The following is a 15,462-nucleotide window of genomic DNA, read 5'->3' on the forward strand; positions in this document are numbered from 1 at the left end:
CGGCTTGCCGGCGATGAGGCCGTTACGGGCAACGTCTATTTTTTGCCGAGCTTGCGCAACTCATCCGACTCGACGATACGGATGCCGTCCTCTTCCTCCAGCGCCAGCCGCCACAGCGCCCGCGCCAGGGTGCACGCCTCGATGCCGCGGTATTTCCCGGGCATCAACTTCGAGAACGGCGATGCCAGCTTCTCGCCCAATCGTGGCTCGATGCGCTCGCCCAGCAGCAACGACGGCCGCACGATGGTCAGTTGCGGCCAGTCCTGGGCCTTGAGCGCCTCTTCCATCTCACCCTTGACCCGGTTGTAGAAGATCGACGACTTGGGGTCGGCGCCTATCGCACTGACCACCAGCAAGTGCCGTGCGCCCATCTCCCGGGCACGCTTGCTGAACGCCACGACCATGTCCAGGTCCACCGCGCGGAATGCCTGTTCCGAACCCGCCTGCTTGAGCGTGGTGCCCAGGCAGCAGTAGGCGATGTCGACGCGCCCGGCCAGTTGCGGCAGGAACACCGCGGGGTCGCCGACCGGGTTCTCCAGGTGCGGATGCTCGGCCAGCGGCCGGCGCGTAGGGGCCAGCACGCGGCTGATGGTGGGTTCGTTCAGCAGGCGGTCGAGCAGGTGTTCGCCCGTAAGGCCCGTGGCTCCGGCAAGCAGGACATGCTGAGGCGTCAAGTACATGATGTCTCTCCCTTGTTACACAAAGCTTAGTGGTTGCCGGGCGTTTTTGCCTGCTCCTCCAAGCGGGTCTGCGCGGCGTTGCGCAAGGCTTCCTCGGCCTGTTGCCGGCGCAGGTGCTGCCAATGCGCCAGTACCGCAGGCGGTGCCCACATCTGTGGCTCCGAGGCTTCGAATCCTTCCCGTTGTTCACGTTCGGCAACGTTGGCCCGTGCCAGTTCAAACGCTTGTTTCAAGTCGTCGGTCTGGTTCAGCGCCTGGGCGAAAAGGGCGTCGCCGAAGTAGGTGAAATCGGCTTCTTCCGAGCAGCCGAACGACACCCGATCAGCCCGCGCAGCGGTCATGATCACCGTGCGGTCGTCCTTGAGCGGGGCGATGTAGCCTCCGGAATAGCAGGCGGAGATGACGATTACCTTGTCGCGGTCCTTGAGTGGGGCCAGGGCGCTGGTCAGCTCGGCGGCGGACAGGTCGGCCAGTTGCAGGCGCGGCTGGTCGAGCACCAGTTGGTGGTCAGCGCTGCCGTGGCTGGTCAGGTAGATGAACACCAGGTCCTCGGGGCCGCTGCGCTCGGCCAGGGTGCGCACGGCGCGGGAGAGATTCTCGCGGGTGGCCATCGGGCGGGTGGCCAGTTGGTCGCGGTGGTTCACCAGCGTTACCTGGCCACGGGCGCCGAAGCGCACCTTGAGCATGTTGCTGACGTAGTCGGCCTCGCGCATGAACACGCTCTGCTGGCCATCGCCGGCCACCACCAGGCTGTACAGCTGGATCGGCGGCGCCGAGCGCGGGACCTTGGCCAGTGCCTCGTCGAGCAGGCGGCCCTGGTTGAGCAAGGCCAGGTCCAGTGGGTCGGGCAACAGCTTGCCGTGCTGGTCGCGTACGCGCACGCCGTTCACCCACTCTCCGGCCTGCACCTTGCCGCTGGCCAGGGTCAGGCGCCCGGCGCCGTGGTACGCATCGCTGGCGAAGCCGCCGCTGTAGTGGCTGCCATCGGGCAGTTGCAAGGTGCCCTGGCCGTCGAAGCGCCAGTCGACGAAATCGCCCTTGTAGTGGCTGCCATCGCTGCCGAGCATTTCGCCCTCGCCAAGCAGCGAGCCATCTTTGAATTCACCGATCCACACGTCGCCGTCGGCGTTTTCGTAGCGGCCCCGGCCTTCCAGGCGGTTGTCCTTGAACTCGCCGATGTACTGCTCGCCGTCGACGCTGTCGTAGGTGCCGCTGCCCTGGATCTGGCCGTTGACGAAGTGGCCGCTGAACTGGTTGCCACTGGCGTCGCTGCGCACACCGGCGCCATTGGGCTGGCCCTTGGCGAACAGGCCCTGGTAGCGGCTGCCGTCGGCCAGTTCCAGCTCGCCGGCACCTTCGTACTGGTCGTCCTTGAACTGGCCGCGGTAGGTCTGATCGACCTGCTTGAGCGTGCCTTCGCCATCGCGCCTGCCGTGCTTGAAGGTCCCTGCGTAGTGGCTGCCGGGGGTGCTCAGGTCACCAAGGCCCTGGAACAGGCCTTCGGCGAACTGGCCGCGGTAGACCTCGCCATTGCTGCCATGCCATTCGCCCTGGCCATGCCACTGGCCATCCTTGAAGGTGCCGGCGTACCAGCTGCCATTGGGGTAGTCGATACGTCCCTCGCCCTGCAGCAGGCCGTTCACCACCTCGCCGCGGTAGCGTCCGCCGTCGGGCAAGCGGGCGTCCGGCGGCGACAACGACTCGCCATCGCCGCAGGCGGCGAGCAACAGGGTCAAGGCGAGGGGCAACAGTGGACGCATGGGGGAACCCGGGCAAAAGATCTACCGAGTATGCCGCAGAATGGGGGCTGCGTAGCAGCCCCAAAATCGTTCAGACGAAGCAGAGGGTGATCGGCTCGGCGATATAGGCCGGTTTTTCCTCGCCTTCGATCTCCAGGGTGGCGGTGGCCTTGAGCAGCCATTGCCCGGGCCGCTTCTCGCTGGCCTCGCGCAGTTCCAGCTTGAGCCTGACCTTGCTGTCGACTTTCACCGGCTGCACGAAACGCACGCTGTCCAGGCCATAGTTGACCACCATCTTCAGCCCTTCGGGCAGCAGCATGATTTCTTCCATCAGCAGCGGCAGTAGCGACAAGGTGAGAAAACCATGGGCGATGGTGCAGCCAAATGGCGTTTTCGCCGCCTTTTCCGGGTCGACATGAATGAACTGGAAATCGCCGGTGGCCTCGGCGAACAGGTCGATGCGTTGCTGATCGATTTTCAGCCAGTCGGAGCGACCCAGTTCCTTTCCAACGTGCTGCGCAAGCTCGGTAACCGGTACATAGGGCATGGCGACTCTCCAGGCTTTCAGTTGGCACGAAAGTGCAAGGTCAGCACGGCCGTTCGTTGCCGTCAAGTTGCCTGCAGTTTGACGAATATCGGCATATAGGCGCCGCGTGCTTATAATGCCCGCGATGCCCGAAGGAGAGACGTATGCTGTTGCGTGGTTTGACCTGGCTGGTGCTGTTCCAACTGCTGGGTACGGCGGTCAATCATTTGTTGGTGCCGATTCTACCGGGCCCGATCATCGGCCTGTTGTTGCTGCTGTGCTTCCTCATGGCCCGGGGCGAGGTCGGCAAGCCCTTGAACGAGGCCGCCAGCAGTCTGCTGCGCTACCTGCCTCTGTTGCTGGTGCCTCCGGCGGTCGGCGTGATGGTCTACGCCAAGGCCATTGCCGCCGATTTCTGGGCCATCGTCGGTGCATTGCTGGTGTCGTGCCTGCTTACCCTGGTATTCGTCGGCGTGCTGATGCAAAAGCTCATCCATCGCCAGGCGCCGCGCGAGGAGCAGCCATGAGCCTCGATTGGCAGGGCACCGTCGATGCGGTGGTGCATCATCCGCTGTTCGGCATCGGTATCACCCTGGGCGCCTATCAGCTGGTGCTGGCGGCCTACGAGAAAACCCGTTGGATCTTCCTGCAGCCGGTGCTGGTGTCGATGCTGCTGGTGATCGGCGTGCTGGTGGTGTGCGGGATCGACTACGCCGAGTACCGCAAGAGCACCGAGATCATGAACATCCTCCTGGGCCCCGCCACGGTAGCCCTGGCAGTGCCCCTGTACCTCAACCTGCGGCGCATCCGCCAACTGTTCTGGCCGATCTTTACTACGCTGGTAATCGGAGGCGTGTTCGCCACCGTGGCGTGCGTGTTGCTGGGGTGGTGGTTCGGCGCCGACCACATGATCCTGATGACCATGGCGCCCAAGTCGGTGACGTCGCCGATCGCCATGCTGGTGGCCGAGCAGATCGGTGGGGTGGCGGCGCTGGCAGCCGTGTTCGTGCTGATCACCGGGGTGATCGGGGCGATCTTCGGCCCGGCGCTACTGACCCGCCTGGGTGTGCTCAGCCCGGAGGCGCGGGGCATGTCCCTGGGTATTACCGCGCACGCGGTCGGTACCTCGGTGGCCTTGCAGGAAAGTGACGAATGCGGCGCCTTCGCCGCGCTGGCTATGAGTCTCATGGGGGTGGCCACGGCGGTGTTCCTGCCGTTGGCGGTCAGCCTGGTGGCTTGAGGAGTTGTGATGACGCTACCGCTGTTTCCCCTCAATACCGTGTTGTTTCCCGGGTGCCTGCTGGATCTGCAGATCTTCGAGGCGCGCTACCTGGACATGATCGGCCGCTGCATGAAGCAGGGCGAAGGCTTCGGCGTGGTCTGCATTCTCGAGGGCGAGCAGGTCGGCAAGGCGCCGCCAGTGGTGGCGTCGATCGGCTGCGAGGCGCTGATCCGTGATTTCGTCCAGCAGGACAACGGCCTGCTCGGCATTCGCGTGGAGGGTGGGCGCCGGTTCGAGCTGACCCAGACCGAGGTGCAGAAGGACCAGCTCATGCTGGGGCAGGTGAGTTGGCTTGCCGAGCAGCCGGACAGTGCGCTCGGCGAGCAGGACGATGACCTGCTGGCACTGCTGTTGGCGCTGGGTGAACACCCGATGGTCGAGGCCCTGGACATGCCGCGCACGGTCGATGGTCGCCAGGCCTTGGCCAATCAGCTGGCGTACCTGCTGCCGTTCATGGAAGAAGACAAGCTCGACCTGTTGGCCATCGACTCGCCCCAGGAGCGGCTGGCGGAAATCCAGCGGTTGCTGGAGCGGATCCAGGGTGAGTTGTTCGCCTGATCGCTGCGAGTGGCCCTATCAATCAATATTGATACCGCAACAACGCCTGCGGCAGCGCATGCATGGCAAAGAACGCCAGCAGTGCCACGCACGAAGGCACCACCAGCCACCACACCCGTTGCGGCAACGCGGTCAGCGGTGCGCGGTGCTGCACCAGGGTCAGGCTCAACGCGCAGACGCAGCAGGCGAGCAAGGCCCCGGCAAGGATGTCGGTCGGCCAGTGCGCCCCCAGGTATACCCGCGACAGGGCAATCGACAGCGCCGGCACACACCCCAGCATTATCCAGGTCAGTCGCATGCGCGGCGGCTGGCCGCGACCGGCCAGTACCGCCATCACCAGGAAGAACGCAAACGACGCCGAGCTGTGCCCGCTGGGCATGCTGTAGCTGGTCAGCGGGTCGGTCAGGACTTCCGGGCGGGCCCGGGCGAACAGCCACTTCAAGGTGCCGTTGGCGATGGCCGTGCCCATCAGCGCGCCTCCGGCAAATATCGCGTGGCGCCATTGCCGGGCCAGTAGCAGCAAGCCGGTCAGCAAGCCGCCGAGGAAGAACTGCGTGCGAAAATCGCCCAGGCGCGTCACCAGCACCACGGTGCCATCAATGGCTTGGCTGCGATGCTCCTGCACCAGGGTCATGATGCCCTGGTCGAGGTCGTGGAGCAGTGGCCAGCCGAGAAATACCCCGGCCAAGGCCAGGAAACTCAGTCCGGCGATCAGCCGCGTGCCATGACGGCGGTCGCGGATGCTGCTGTTCAGGCTCAGCCCCAGCACCACCGCCAAGGTGGCAGCGACCACGGCGGCCTCCGGCCAGAACCCTTCGGGCAGCGGCAGGCGCATGGCCGCACCGGTGGCCCATCCCGGCAGCAGGTAGACCACCGACCAACCCGCGCCCGCCAGCAGGCTGACGGCGATGAAGCGTGGCAGGGGCATGTCGAACATGCCGGCGACCATCGGCAGCATCGGCCGCAGCGGGCCGATGAAGCGGCCTACCAGCAGGCTGGCGATGCCATAGCGCTGGAAATAGCTCTCGGCGCTGCCGATCCATTCCGGGTGATGCCGCAACAGAGGCAAACGGCGGATGTTCTGGTGGAAATATTTGCCGATGGTGTAGGAAAGCGCGTCGCCCAGTAGGCCGCCGAGGAAGCCCAGCAGCAGGGTTTCACCCAGGCCCAGGGCGCCGCTGCCGGCGAGCACTGCGACGGTGAACAGCAACACGGTACCGGGCACGATGATGCCGGCGATGGCCAGGCATTCCACGCAGGCCACCACGAAAATCGCCAGGCCAAGCCACTCGGGGTTGGCGCCGAGCCAGTCGGTCAGGCTGTCGAGCCATTGGCCCATGGTTCAGCTTCCTTGTTCGAGAATGAAGAAGTCGCGCCCTTCGACTTGCCCCCGACGCAGCGGGTTCCGCGTGCAGAACCGGGCGAATTCGGCATCGACGAAGCGATAGGGCAGGTGTTCGTCGCGGCCATGGGGGATGCCCAGGCGCGTGGTCTGGATCACCCGCGGCACGTCGATGGCGCAGTCCTCGACGTACAGGCGGTCGGGGTCGAAGCGCTGGGCGTCCCACTGCGGCACTTTCAGGCCCAGGGCACGGCATAGCAGGGTCTGGCCGGCGCACAGGCGTTCGGCTGGGCGCAGGTTGCCGCTGGCGTCCGGGTTGTTCAACTGCATCTGTGCCAGGCTGTTGGCGTCGGAGATGGCATCGACCCAAGGGTAGGCGGACTTGATCAGCACCGCGTTGCCCGGGCCGTGGGCGCTGAAGTTGAGCGAATCGCCGCCGCGGGCGTAGTACATGTAGATGTGCCCACCCTCGAGGAACAGCGCCTTGCGCTTTTCGGTGTAGCCCAGCGAGGCATGGCTGCCTTTGTCGGTAAGGTAGTAGGCCTCGGTCTCGATGATGCGTGCGGCCAGCCACAGGTCGCCGTGGCGGTGGCGGATGACCTTTCCCAGCAGGGCCTGGGCCAGGGTCTGGGCGTCGCGGTCGAAGAAACTGTCGGGCAGGACGCGGGCAGGGCAGGGGCTAAGGGCTGGCATGCTGGCGGTTCGTGGCGATAAAGCCGGGGATGATAGCAATGATTGGCTTAATCGAGGCTGAACGGTCGGGGTGGGACAATGGTTTCTGTATGTTTCGGTTTGGGGGGTGCGCTTGAGATTTGTAGCGGCGCAGATATCGAGCGCCGCCCGCGCGGCGCATCGCGACGCAAGGCCGCTCCCACATTTGTTTCGGGCCAATTATGTCTGGTAGGCCATGGTTGCTCGCCTTTGGGGGCACCGCGGAATATCGTGGTGCTCCCTGCGCCAACACCAATATCGCGCCGGGCCCACCAGGCTGACAACCATGGCCTACCAGACATAATTGGCCCGAAACAGATGTGGGAGCGGCCTTGCGGCGCTCGATCTTCAATGCGCTGCAAATCCCAAACCGAGCCCATCATTTTCTACCATCCGCCACCCGCCGCTGGGCGTATACCTGCGCGACAGTTATAATCAGCCGATTTCCCCTTTGCCAAGACACCGCACCCATGACCGAGTCCGTTCTTGACTACATGACCCGCCTGGGTCGCGCCGCTCGCCAGGCCTCCCGGGTGATCGCCCGAGCCAGCACCGCGCAGAAGAACCGCGCCCTGCAGGCCGCCGCCGATGCGCTGGACGCCGCACGCGCCGAGCTGGCCGCAGCCAACGAACTGGACCTGGCCGCAGGCCGCGCCAACGGCCTGGAGCCTGCGCTGCTCGACCGCCTGGCCCTGACGCCTGCGCGCATCGACGGCATGATCACCGGCTTGCGCCAGGTGGCCAGCCTGCCAGACCCGGTCGGTGCCATCCGCGACATGAGCTACCGTCCATCGGGCATTCAGGTCGGCAAGATGCGCGTGCCACTGGGCGTGATCGGCATCATCTACGAATCGCGTCCCAACGTGACCATCGACGCCGCCAGCCTGTGCCTGAAGTCCGGCAATGCCACCATCCTGCGTGGCGGCTCCGAGGCCATCCACTCCAACCGTGCCATCGCCACCTGCATCCAGCGTGGCCTGGCCGAGGCCGGCCTGCCGGCGGCGGTGGTGCAGGTGGTCGAGACCACCGACCGCGAAGCCGTGGGCGCGCTCATCAGCATGCCCGAGTTCGTCGACGTCATCGTGCCGCGCGGCGGCCGTGGCCTGATCGAGCGCATCAGCCGCGATGCCCGCGTGCCGGTGATCAAGCACCTCGACGGCATCTGCCATGTCTATGTCGCCGCACACGCCGACCTGGACAAGGCCTGGGCGGTGGCCTTCAACGCCAAGACCTATCGCTACGGCATTTGCGGCGCCATGGAAACCTTGCTGATCGACCAGCGCGTGGCCGCCGACTTCCTGCCGGAAATGGCCCGCCGCTTCCAGGAGAAGGGTGTCGAACTGCGCGGTTGCGAACGTACCCAGGCAATCATCGAGGCCAAGCCGGCCAGCGAAGACGACTGGCATACCGAGTACCTGGACGCGATCCTGTCGATCCGCGTCGTCGACGGCCTGGACCAGGCCATCGAGCACATCAACCACTATGGCTCGCACCACACCGACTCGATCATCACCGAGCACCAGGTGCAGGCCCGCCAGTTCATGGCCGAGGTCGACTCGGCGTCGGTGATGCTCAACACCCCGACCTGCTTCGCCGACGGCTTCGAGTACGGCCTGGGCGCCGAGATCGGTATTTCCACCGACAAGCTGCACGCCCGTGGCCCGGTCGGGCTCGAAGGCCTGACCTGCGAAAAATACGTGGTGATCGGCGATGGTCAACTGCGCGGCCAGGGGACTTGCTGAGTTGAGCAAGGCCCCGGCAGCCCGGCGTATCGGCATTCTTGGCGGCACCTTCGACCCCGTGCACATCGGTCACCTGCGCAGCGCGCTGGAGGTGGCCGAGTTCATGCAGATGGACGAACTGCGCCTGTTGCCCAACGCCCGCCCGCCACACCGCGATACGCCGCAGGTGGCCGCGAACGACCGCCTGGCCATGGTGCGCAGCGCGGTGCAGGGCGTCGAACGCCTGAGCGTGGATGCCCGCGAGCTGGCTCGCGACAAGCCGTCGTACACCATCGATACCCTCGAGTCGCTGCGTGCCGAGCTGCATGCCGACGATCAGTTGTTCCTGGTGCTGGGCTGGGACGCGTTTTGCGGCCTGCCGGGCTGGCACCGCTGGGAAGAACTGCTGCAACACTGTCACATCCTGGTGCTGCAACGCCCGGATGCCGACGTTGAACCCCCAGACGAGCTGCGCAACCTTCTGGCTGCGCGCTCGGTGAGCGACCCCACCGCCATGTCCGGCCCGGCGGGGCATATTTCGTTCGTCTGGCAGACCCCGCTCGCGGTGTCCGCCACGCAGATCCGACAGCTGCTGGCCAGCGGCAAATCGGTGAGGTTCCTGGTGCCGGACGCCGTACTGGCCTATATCGAGGCGCACGAACTGTATCGTGTGCCTAACTGACGGTGCCCCACGGCGCCTCATCCAACGAGTTGAAGAGTTTTTTATGAGCAAGCAGAAAATCAATGGCGAAAAGCTGGTCGAGCTGACCAAGGCCGCGCTGGAAGACGTCAAGGCCCAGGACATCCAGGTCATCGACGTGCGTGAAAAGCACAGCCTGACCGACTACATGATCATTGCCACCGGTACCTCCAACCGCCAGATCAACGCGATGCTGGAGAAGGTCCGCGAGGCCGTGAAAAAAGAGGGTGCACAGCCCCTGGGCGAAGAAGGCAAGGGCGACAGCGACTGGGTGCTGCTGGACCTGAACGACGTCATCGTGCACATGATGACCGCCGCCGCTCGCCAGTTCTACGACCTGGAGCGCCTGTGGCTGGGTGCCGAGCAAAGCCGTGCTGCCGATGGCAAGCACCACAGCCCGGAGAACAGCCACGACTACTCCGACAAGCTCAAGGACCGGGAATAAGGACACGCCGTGCGTCTGCGCCTGATCGCGGTCGGCTCGCGCATGCCCAAGTGGGTCGAGGACGGTTGGCATGAATATGCCAAGCGCCTGCCCCAGGAGCTGTCGCTGGAGCTGGTGGAAATCCCGCTGAACACCCGAGGCAAGAATGCCGACGTCGCCCGCCTGATTCGTCAGGAGGGCGAGGCCATGCTGAGCAAGGTCCAGCCAGGGGAACGCATCGTCACCCTCGAGGTCCATGGCAAGCCCTGGAGTACCGAGCAGCTGGCGACCGAACTGGATCGCTGGCGCCTGGATGCGCGCACGGTCAACCTGATGGTGGGCGGTCCGGAAGGGCTGGCGCCGGAGGTCTGCGCACGCGCCGAGCAACGCTGGTCGCTGTCGCCACTGACCCTGCCGCACCCGTTGGTAAGGATACTCATCGGCGAGCAGATCTACCGCGCCTGGACCGTGTTGTCCGGGCATCCTTACCACAAATGAGCCTGTAAGCCGTCCGATGTCGCAGCCGATCCGTCTCAAGGACCACGAGAAAGACGCCCGCCTGGTGCGCAACCGCGTCGTGGTCGGCGCAGTGGCGGTCATGCTGCTCATCTGCGTGCTCATCGCCCGCCTGTACTACCTGCAGATCATCCAGTACGACTATCACTCGACGCTGTCGGAAAACAACCGGGTGCATGTGCAGCCGATCCCACCGACCCGCGGGCTGATCTTCGACCGCAATGGGGTGATCATCGCCGACAACCGGCCCAGCTTCAGCTTGTCGATGACCCGCGAACGTGCGGGTAACTGGCAGCAAGTACTGGATACCATCGTCGAAGTGCTGGAGTTGACCGACGATGACCGCGCCCTGTTCGAGAAGCGCATGAAGCAGGGGCGCCGGCCGTTCGAGCCGGTGCCGATCCTGTTCGAGCTCAACGAAGAACAGATCGCCCGGGTGGCGGTCAACCAGTTCCGCCTGCCGGGCGTCGAGGTGGTGGCGCAGTTGGTCCGGCATTACCCGCAGGGGGCGCATTTCGCTCACTCGGTGGGCTATGTCGGGCGGATCAACGAGAAGGAACTGAAAACCCTCGATCCGGTGAACTACAGCGGCACCCACCACATCGGCAAGACCGGCATCGAGCGCTTCTACGAGCCTGAGCTGCACGGCCAGGTGGGCTACGAGGAAGTCGAGACCAACGCCCGCGGCCGCGTGCTGCGGGTGCTCAAGCGCACCGACCCGAAGCCTGGCAAGGACATCGTGCTGAGCCTCGACATCAAGCTGCAGGAAGCCGCCGAGGCCGCCCTGGGTGGGCGCCGTGGCGCAGTGGTGGCACTCGACCCGCGCACCGGTGAGGTGCTGGCGATGGTCAGCCAGCCGAGCTTCGACCCCAACCTGTTCGTCACCGGCATCAGTTTCAAGGCCTATGCCGAGTTGCGCGATTCGATCGACCGGCCCCTGTTCAACCGCGTGCTGCGCGGCCTGTATCCGCCAGGTTCGACCATCAAGCCGGCGGTGGCCATCGCCGGTCTGGACAGCGGCGTGGTCAATGCCAGCAGCCGGGTGTTCGACCCGGGCTACTACCAGTTGCCCAACTACGACCACAAGTACCGCAACTGGAACCGCACCGGTGACGGCTGGGTCGACCTGGACACGGCGATCATGCGCTCCAACGACACCTACTTCTACGACCTTGCGCACAAGATGGGCATCGACCGGTTGTCCAGCTACATGAACAAGTTCGGCATCGGCCAGAAGGTGTCCCTCGACATGTTCGAGGAGTCCGCCGGCCTCATGCCATCGCGCGAGTGGAAGCGCGCCACGCGGCGCCAGGCCTGGTTCCCGGGTGAAACGCTGATTCTCGGCATCGGCCAGGGCTACATGCAGGCCACGCCTTTGCAGTTGGCCCAGGCCACCGCGTTGATCGCCAACAAGGGCGTGTGGAACCGCCCGCACCTGGCCAAGACCATCGAAGGCCAGCCGCCGGTGGACGAGAATCCGATGGACAATATCGTCCTGCGCGACAAGTCCGATTGGGCCAAGGTGACCCATGGCATGGAGCAGGTGATGCACAACGCCCGGGGTACCGCGCGCAAGGCCGCAGCCGGTGCCCAGTACCGCATCGCCGGCAAGAGCGGCACCGCCCAGGTGGTGGCGATCAAGCAGGGCGAGAAGTACGACCGCAACAAACTCCAGGAGCGCCACCGCGACCACGCCTTGTTCGTGGCCTTCGCCCCGGCCGACGATCCGAAGATCGTGGTCTCGGTGATGGTCGAGAACGGCGAGTCCGGCTCGGGTGTCGCCGCCCCCGTGGTACGTCAGGTCATGGACGCCTGGCTGCTCGATGAAAGTGGCCATCTCAAGCCCGAGTTCGCGCCCGCCACCGTCGCCCAGGAAACGGCCCCGTGAAGAACAATTTCGATCGCATGCTCTCCAGCGAGGACGTGATGCGTCGACGCGCCAGCTTCCTGCAGCGCATCCACGTCGACGGCCCCTTGCTGATCATTCTCCTGACCCTCGCCGCCGGCAGCCTGTTCGTGCTGTATTCGGCCAGCGGCAAGGACTGGGACCTGCTGCTCAAGCAGGCCAGTTCGTTCGGCATCGGCCTGGTGTCGATGTTCGTCATCGCCCAGCTCGAGCCGCGTTTCATGGCCCGCTGGGTGCCCCTGGCGTACCTGGCGGGCGTGTGCCTGCTGGTGGTGGTGGACGTGATGGGTCACAACGCCATGGGCGCCACGCGCTGGATCAACATCCCCGGGGTGATCCGCTTCCAGCCCTCGGAGTTCATGAAGATCATCATGCCGGCGACCATCGCCTGGTACCTGTCCAAGCGCACCCTGCCGCCGCATCTCAAGCATGTGGCGATCAGCCTGGTGCTGATCGGTGTGCCGTTCATTCTCATCGTGCGCCAGCCCGACCTTGGCACCGCACTGCTGATCCTCGCGTCCGGGGCGTTCGTGCTGTTCATGGGCGGCTTGCGCTGGCGCTGGATCCTCAGCGTGCTGGCGGCGGCCGTGCCGGTGGCGGTGGCGATGTGGTTCTTCGTCATGCACGACTACCAGAAGCAACGGGTACTGACCTTCCTCGACCCGGAAAGCGACCCGTTGGGCACCGGCTGGAACATCATCCAGTCCAAGGCGGCGATCGGCTCCGGCGGGGTGTTCGGCAAGGGTTGGCTGCTGGGCACCCAGTCGCACCTGGACTTTTTGCCCGAAAGCCATACCGACTTCATCATCGCCGTGCTCGGCGAGGAGTTCGGCCTGGTCGGTATCTGCCTGCTGCTGATCGTCTACCTGCTGCTGATCGGGCGTGGGCTGATGATCACCGCGCAGGCCCAGACCCTATTCGGCAAGCTGCTTGCGGGCAGCCTGACCATGACCTTCTTTGTATACGTGTTCGTCAATATCGGTATGGTCAGCGGCCTTCTGCCCGTGGTGGGCGTGCCGCTGCCCTTCATCAGCTATGGCGGAACTTCGTTGGTGACGCTGCTGTCAGCGTTTGGCGTTCTGATGTCGATCCATACGCACCGCAAATGGATCGCGCAGGTTTGAATAAGGTGAAGAATTTCATGCAAGCAGTGCGTAACTGGGCTGCCCGTTGTGCGCCGTGGATCGGTGCGGTGGGCCTGTTCGGCGCTGTCCAGCAGGCGCAGGCCGGCGACTACGATGGCTCGCCGCAGGTGGCCGAATTCGTCGGCGAGATGACGCGCGACTATGGTTTTGCCGGCGAGCAACTGATGGGCGTGTTCCGCGAGGTGCAGCGCAAACAGTCGATTCTCGACGCCATTTCACGCCCGGCCGAGCGGGTCAAGCCGTGGAAGGAATACCGGCCGATGTTCATCACCGACGCGCGCATCGCCCGGGGTGTGGACTTCTGGCGCCAGCACGAGGCCGCCTTGGCGCGTGCCGAGCAGGAGTACGGCGTGCCGGCCCAGGTGATCGTCGCGATCATCGGCGTGGAGACCTTCTTCGGCCGCAACACCGGCAACTATCGGGTGATCGATGCGCTGTCGACCCTGGGCTTCGATTACCCGCCGCGTGCCGAGTTCTTCCGCAAGGAGCTGCGCGAGTTCCTCCTGCTGGCCCGCGAAGAGCAGCTCGATCCGCTTACCCTGAAGGGTTCCTACGCCGGTGCCATGGGCCTGCCGCAGTTCATGCCGAGCAGTTTCCGCAACTACGCGGTGGACTTCGATGGCGACGGCCACATCAATATCTGGAACGATCCCGACGATGCCATTGGCAGCGTCGCGAGTTACTTCAAGCGCCACGGCTGGGTCGCCGGCGAGCCGGTGGTGAGCCGCGCGCTGGTGCTCGGCGAACGTGCCGACGAAGGCCTGACCACCGGCATCGAGCCGGCCAAGACCGTCGGGGAGTTGCGAGCGTTGGGCTGGTCGAGTCATGATGCGCTGCGCGATGATCTGCCGGTTACCGCCTTCCGCCTGGAGGGCGACAACGGCCCCGAGTACTGGATGGGCCTGAAGAACTTCTACGCGATCACTCGCTACAACCGCAGCGTGATGTACGCCATGGCGGTGCATCAGCTCTCGGAACAGCTGGTCCAAGCACGGGGCGTCAAGTAATGCGCGCAATCATCTCTGGCAATTCCTTCAAGCTGCTGACCTGCCTCGCCGTCGGCGTGTTGCTGGCCAGTTGCTCTTCCAGCCGCCCGACCCCGCAGCAAAGCGGCAATGTCGTGCGCGCCCAACCGGGCCTCGACATCAACCGTGCGCACAAGGACGGCGCGCCGTGGTGGGACGTGGATGTCAACAAGATCCCCGACGCCACGCCGACCGTGCACACCGGAGCCTACAAGGCCAACCCGTACACCGTGCTGGGCAAGACCTACTATCCCTTGCAGCAGTCGAGCAACTACCGCGCCGAGGGTACCGCGTCGTGGTACGGCACCAAGTTCCACGGGCAGAACACCGCCAATGGCGAGCTGTACGACCTGTACGGCATGAGCGCGGCGCACAAGACCCTGCCGCTGCCGGCCTACGTGAAGGTGACCAACCTGGCCAACGGCCGCAGCGTGATCCTGCGGGTCAACGACCGTGGCCCGTTCTATTCCGACCGCATCATCGACCTGTCCTACGCCGCGGCGAAAAAACTCGGCTATGCCGAGATCGGCACCGCGCATGTGCGCGTCGAAGGCATCGACCCGCAGCAATGGTGGGCCCAGCGTGGCCAGCAGCCGCCGCTGGTGCTCAAGGAGCCGCAGGTGGCCCAGGCCCAGCCGGTCCCTGCCAGCACCGGTCGCGTCGAGCAATGGACGCCACCGGCGCAGCAGCATGCGGCACCGGTGGTGCCCGTGCAGGTCGGCGGCGGCAATGTGCCGGCTGCCAATGGCGGCAGCTTCCTGCAGGTGGGCGCCTTCGCCAACCCGGACGCCGCCGAGCTGTTGCGCTCGAAGCTGAGCACCATGGTCAGCGCGCCGGTGTTCATCAGCTCCATCGTGCGTAATCAGCAGACCCTGCACCGCGTGCGCCTGGGGCCGATCAACAGCCAGGGCGAGATCCAGCAGGCGCAGGACAGCATTCGCCTGGCGAACCTTGGGCAGGCCAAGCTGGTCACAGCCGACTGACCGCGTCGCTTTCCTTGGGAAAAGACCGACAGCCAAGCTGTCGGTTTTGTCATGAATTGCAACGCCTGCCCATGTACAATGACCGCTTTTGCCCGCAGCGACATAACGCCGCATTTTCCGGGCGAAGCGGCCGTACAGCCGCAACACTAGACTGACTGGCGCTGGGCACATGACGTAGCCCAGGGAACATCAGACCATTAGCGA

At 65.0% G+C, this 15,462-nt stretch carries 16 protein-coding genes; 11 read left to right on the forward strand and 5 right to left on the reverse strand.

Features of this window, described 5'->3' with window-relative positions; genetic code table 11:
• Positions 1–35: 35 nt before the first annotated feature.
• The 3 genes from E6B08_RS03285 to E6B08_RS03295 form a co-directional block, all read right to left on the reverse strand.
• The gene (locus tag E6B08_RS03285; protein ID WP_136912733.1) at positions 36–680 is read right to left on the reverse strand and encodes an oxidoreductase; all 645 of its coding nucleotides are present in this window, start codon (positions 678–680) and stop codon (positions 36–38) included.
• Between the two features lie 26 nt (positions 681–706).
• Positions 707–2,440: a C13 family peptidase gene (locus tag E6B08_RS03290; RefSeq protein WP_136912734.1), complete on the reverse strand. Its 1,734-nt coding sequence runs from the start codon at positions 2,438–2,440 to the stop codon at positions 707–709.
• Between the two features lie 70 nt (positions 2,441–2,510).
• A complete protein-coding gene (locus tag E6B08_RS03295; RefSeq protein WP_136912735.1) occupies positions 2,511–2,966 on the reverse strand; it encodes a MaoC family dehydratase in 456 nt (151 codons plus the stop codon).
• Between the two features lie 143 nt (positions 2,967–3,109).
• Between E6B08_RS03295 and E6B08_RS03300 the strand changes: the two genes are divergently transcribed.
• The 3 genes from E6B08_RS03300 to E6B08_RS03310 are packed head-to-tail and all read left to right on the forward strand — an operon-like array spanning position 3,110 to position 4,785.
• A complete protein-coding gene (locus E6B08_RS03300; RefSeq protein ID WP_136912736.1) occupies positions 3,110–3,472 on the forward strand; it encodes a CidA/LrgA family protein in 363 nt (120 codons plus the stop codon).
• Complete coding sequence (locus tag E6B08_RS03305) at positions 3,469–4,185, forward strand: LrgB family protein (protein WP_136912737.1); 717 nt, start codon at positions 3,469–3,471, stop codon at positions 4,183–4,185. The genes E6B08_RS03300 and E6B08_RS03305 overlap by 4 nt, the downstream gene beginning before the upstream one ends.
• A 9-nt stretch (positions 4,186–4,194) precedes the next feature.
• Positions 4,195–4,785, forward strand: coding sequence for an LON peptidase substrate-binding domain-containing protein (locus E6B08_RS03310; protein ID WP_136912738.1), 591 nt, complete (start codon positions 4,195–4,197; stop codon positions 4,783–4,785).
• 22 nt (positions 4,786–4,807) lie between these two features.
• Here E6B08_RS03310 and E6B08_RS03315 read toward each other — a convergent pair whose 3' ends face one another.
• Complete coding sequence (locus E6B08_RS03315) at positions 4,808–6,124, reverse strand: bifunctional DedA family/phosphatase PAP2 family protein (protein WP_136912739.1); 1,317 nt, start codon at positions 6,122–6,124, stop codon at positions 4,808–4,810.
• Positions 6,125–6,127: 3 nt separating this feature from the next.
• Entirely contained in the window at positions 6,128–6,820 is a 693-nt protein-coding gene (locus E6B08_RS03320) for a DNA-3-methyladenine glycosylase (protein ID WP_136912740.1), read from the reverse strand.
• 488 nt (positions 6,821–7,308) lie between these two features.
• On the opposite strand from E6B08_RS03320, the gene E6B08_RS03325 reads away from it, so the two are divergent.
• From E6B08_RS03325 to E6B08_RS03360, 8 genes are read left to right on the forward strand one after another with little or no spacing between them, the layout of a single operon-like run.
• On the forward strand, positions 7,309–8,580 hold the full coding sequence (locus tag E6B08_RS03325; RefSeq protein ID WP_136912741.1) for a glutamate-5-semialdehyde dehydrogenase: 1,272 nt from the start codon (positions 7,309–7,311) through the stop codon (positions 8,578–8,580).
• On the forward strand, positions 8,549–9,241 hold the full coding sequence (gene nadD / locus E6B08_RS03330) for a nicotinate-nucleotide adenylyltransferase (RefSeq protein ID WP_136912742.1): 693 nt from the start codon (positions 8,549–8,551) through the stop codon (positions 9,239–9,241). Before E6B08_RS03325 ends, nadD begins: the two co-directional genes overlap by 32 nt.
• Positions 9,242–9,284: 43 nt before the next feature.
• Positions 9,285–9,704 carry a ribosome silencing factor gene (gene rsfS, locus E6B08_RS03335; RefSeq protein ID WP_136912743.1) on the forward strand — a complete coding sequence of 140 codons (420 nt, stop codon included), beginning with the start codon at positions 9,285–9,287 and terminating at the stop codon, positions 9,702–9,704.
• A 9-nt stretch (positions 9,705–9,713) separates the two neighbouring features.
• Positions 9,714–10,181: a 23S rRNA (pseudouridine(1915)-N(3))-methyltransferase RlmH gene (gene rlmH / locus E6B08_RS03340; RefSeq protein WP_136912744.1), complete on the forward strand. Its 468-nt coding sequence runs from the start codon at positions 9,714–9,716 to the stop codon at positions 10,179–10,181.
• 16 nt (positions 10,182–10,197) lie between these two features.
• Entirely contained in the window at positions 10,198–12,087 is a 1,890-nt protein-coding gene (gene mrdA, locus E6B08_RS03345; RefSeq protein WP_136912745.1) for a penicillin-binding protein 2, read from the forward strand.
• A gap of 38 nt (positions 12,088–12,125) precedes the next feature.
• Complete coding sequence (gene rodA / locus E6B08_RS03350; RefSeq protein ID WP_192938673.1) at positions 12,126–13,229, forward strand: rod shape-determining protein RodA; 1,104 nt, start codon at positions 12,126–12,128, stop codon at positions 13,227–13,229.
• Positions 13,230–13,234: 5 nt separating this feature from the next.
• Positions 13,235–14,257, forward strand: a complete 1,023-nt coding sequence (mltB, locus tag E6B08_RS03355; protein ID WP_192938674.1) for a lytic murein transglycosylase B — start codon at positions 13,235–13,237, stop codon at positions 14,255–14,257.
• A complete protein-coding gene (locus tag E6B08_RS03360; protein ID WP_136912748.1) occupies positions 14,257–15,258 on the forward strand; it encodes a septal ring lytic transglycosylase RlpA family protein in 1,002 nt (333 codons plus the stop codon). The genes mltB and E6B08_RS03360 overlap by 1 nt, the downstream gene beginning before the upstream one ends.
• Positions 15,259–15,462 lie beyond the last annotated feature (204 nt).

This window comes from Pseudomonas putida, from assembly GCF_005080685.1.
Lineage (GTDB): Bacteria > Pseudomonadota > Gammaproteobacteria > Pseudomonadales > Pseudomonadaceae > Aquipseudomonas > Aquipseudomonas putida_V.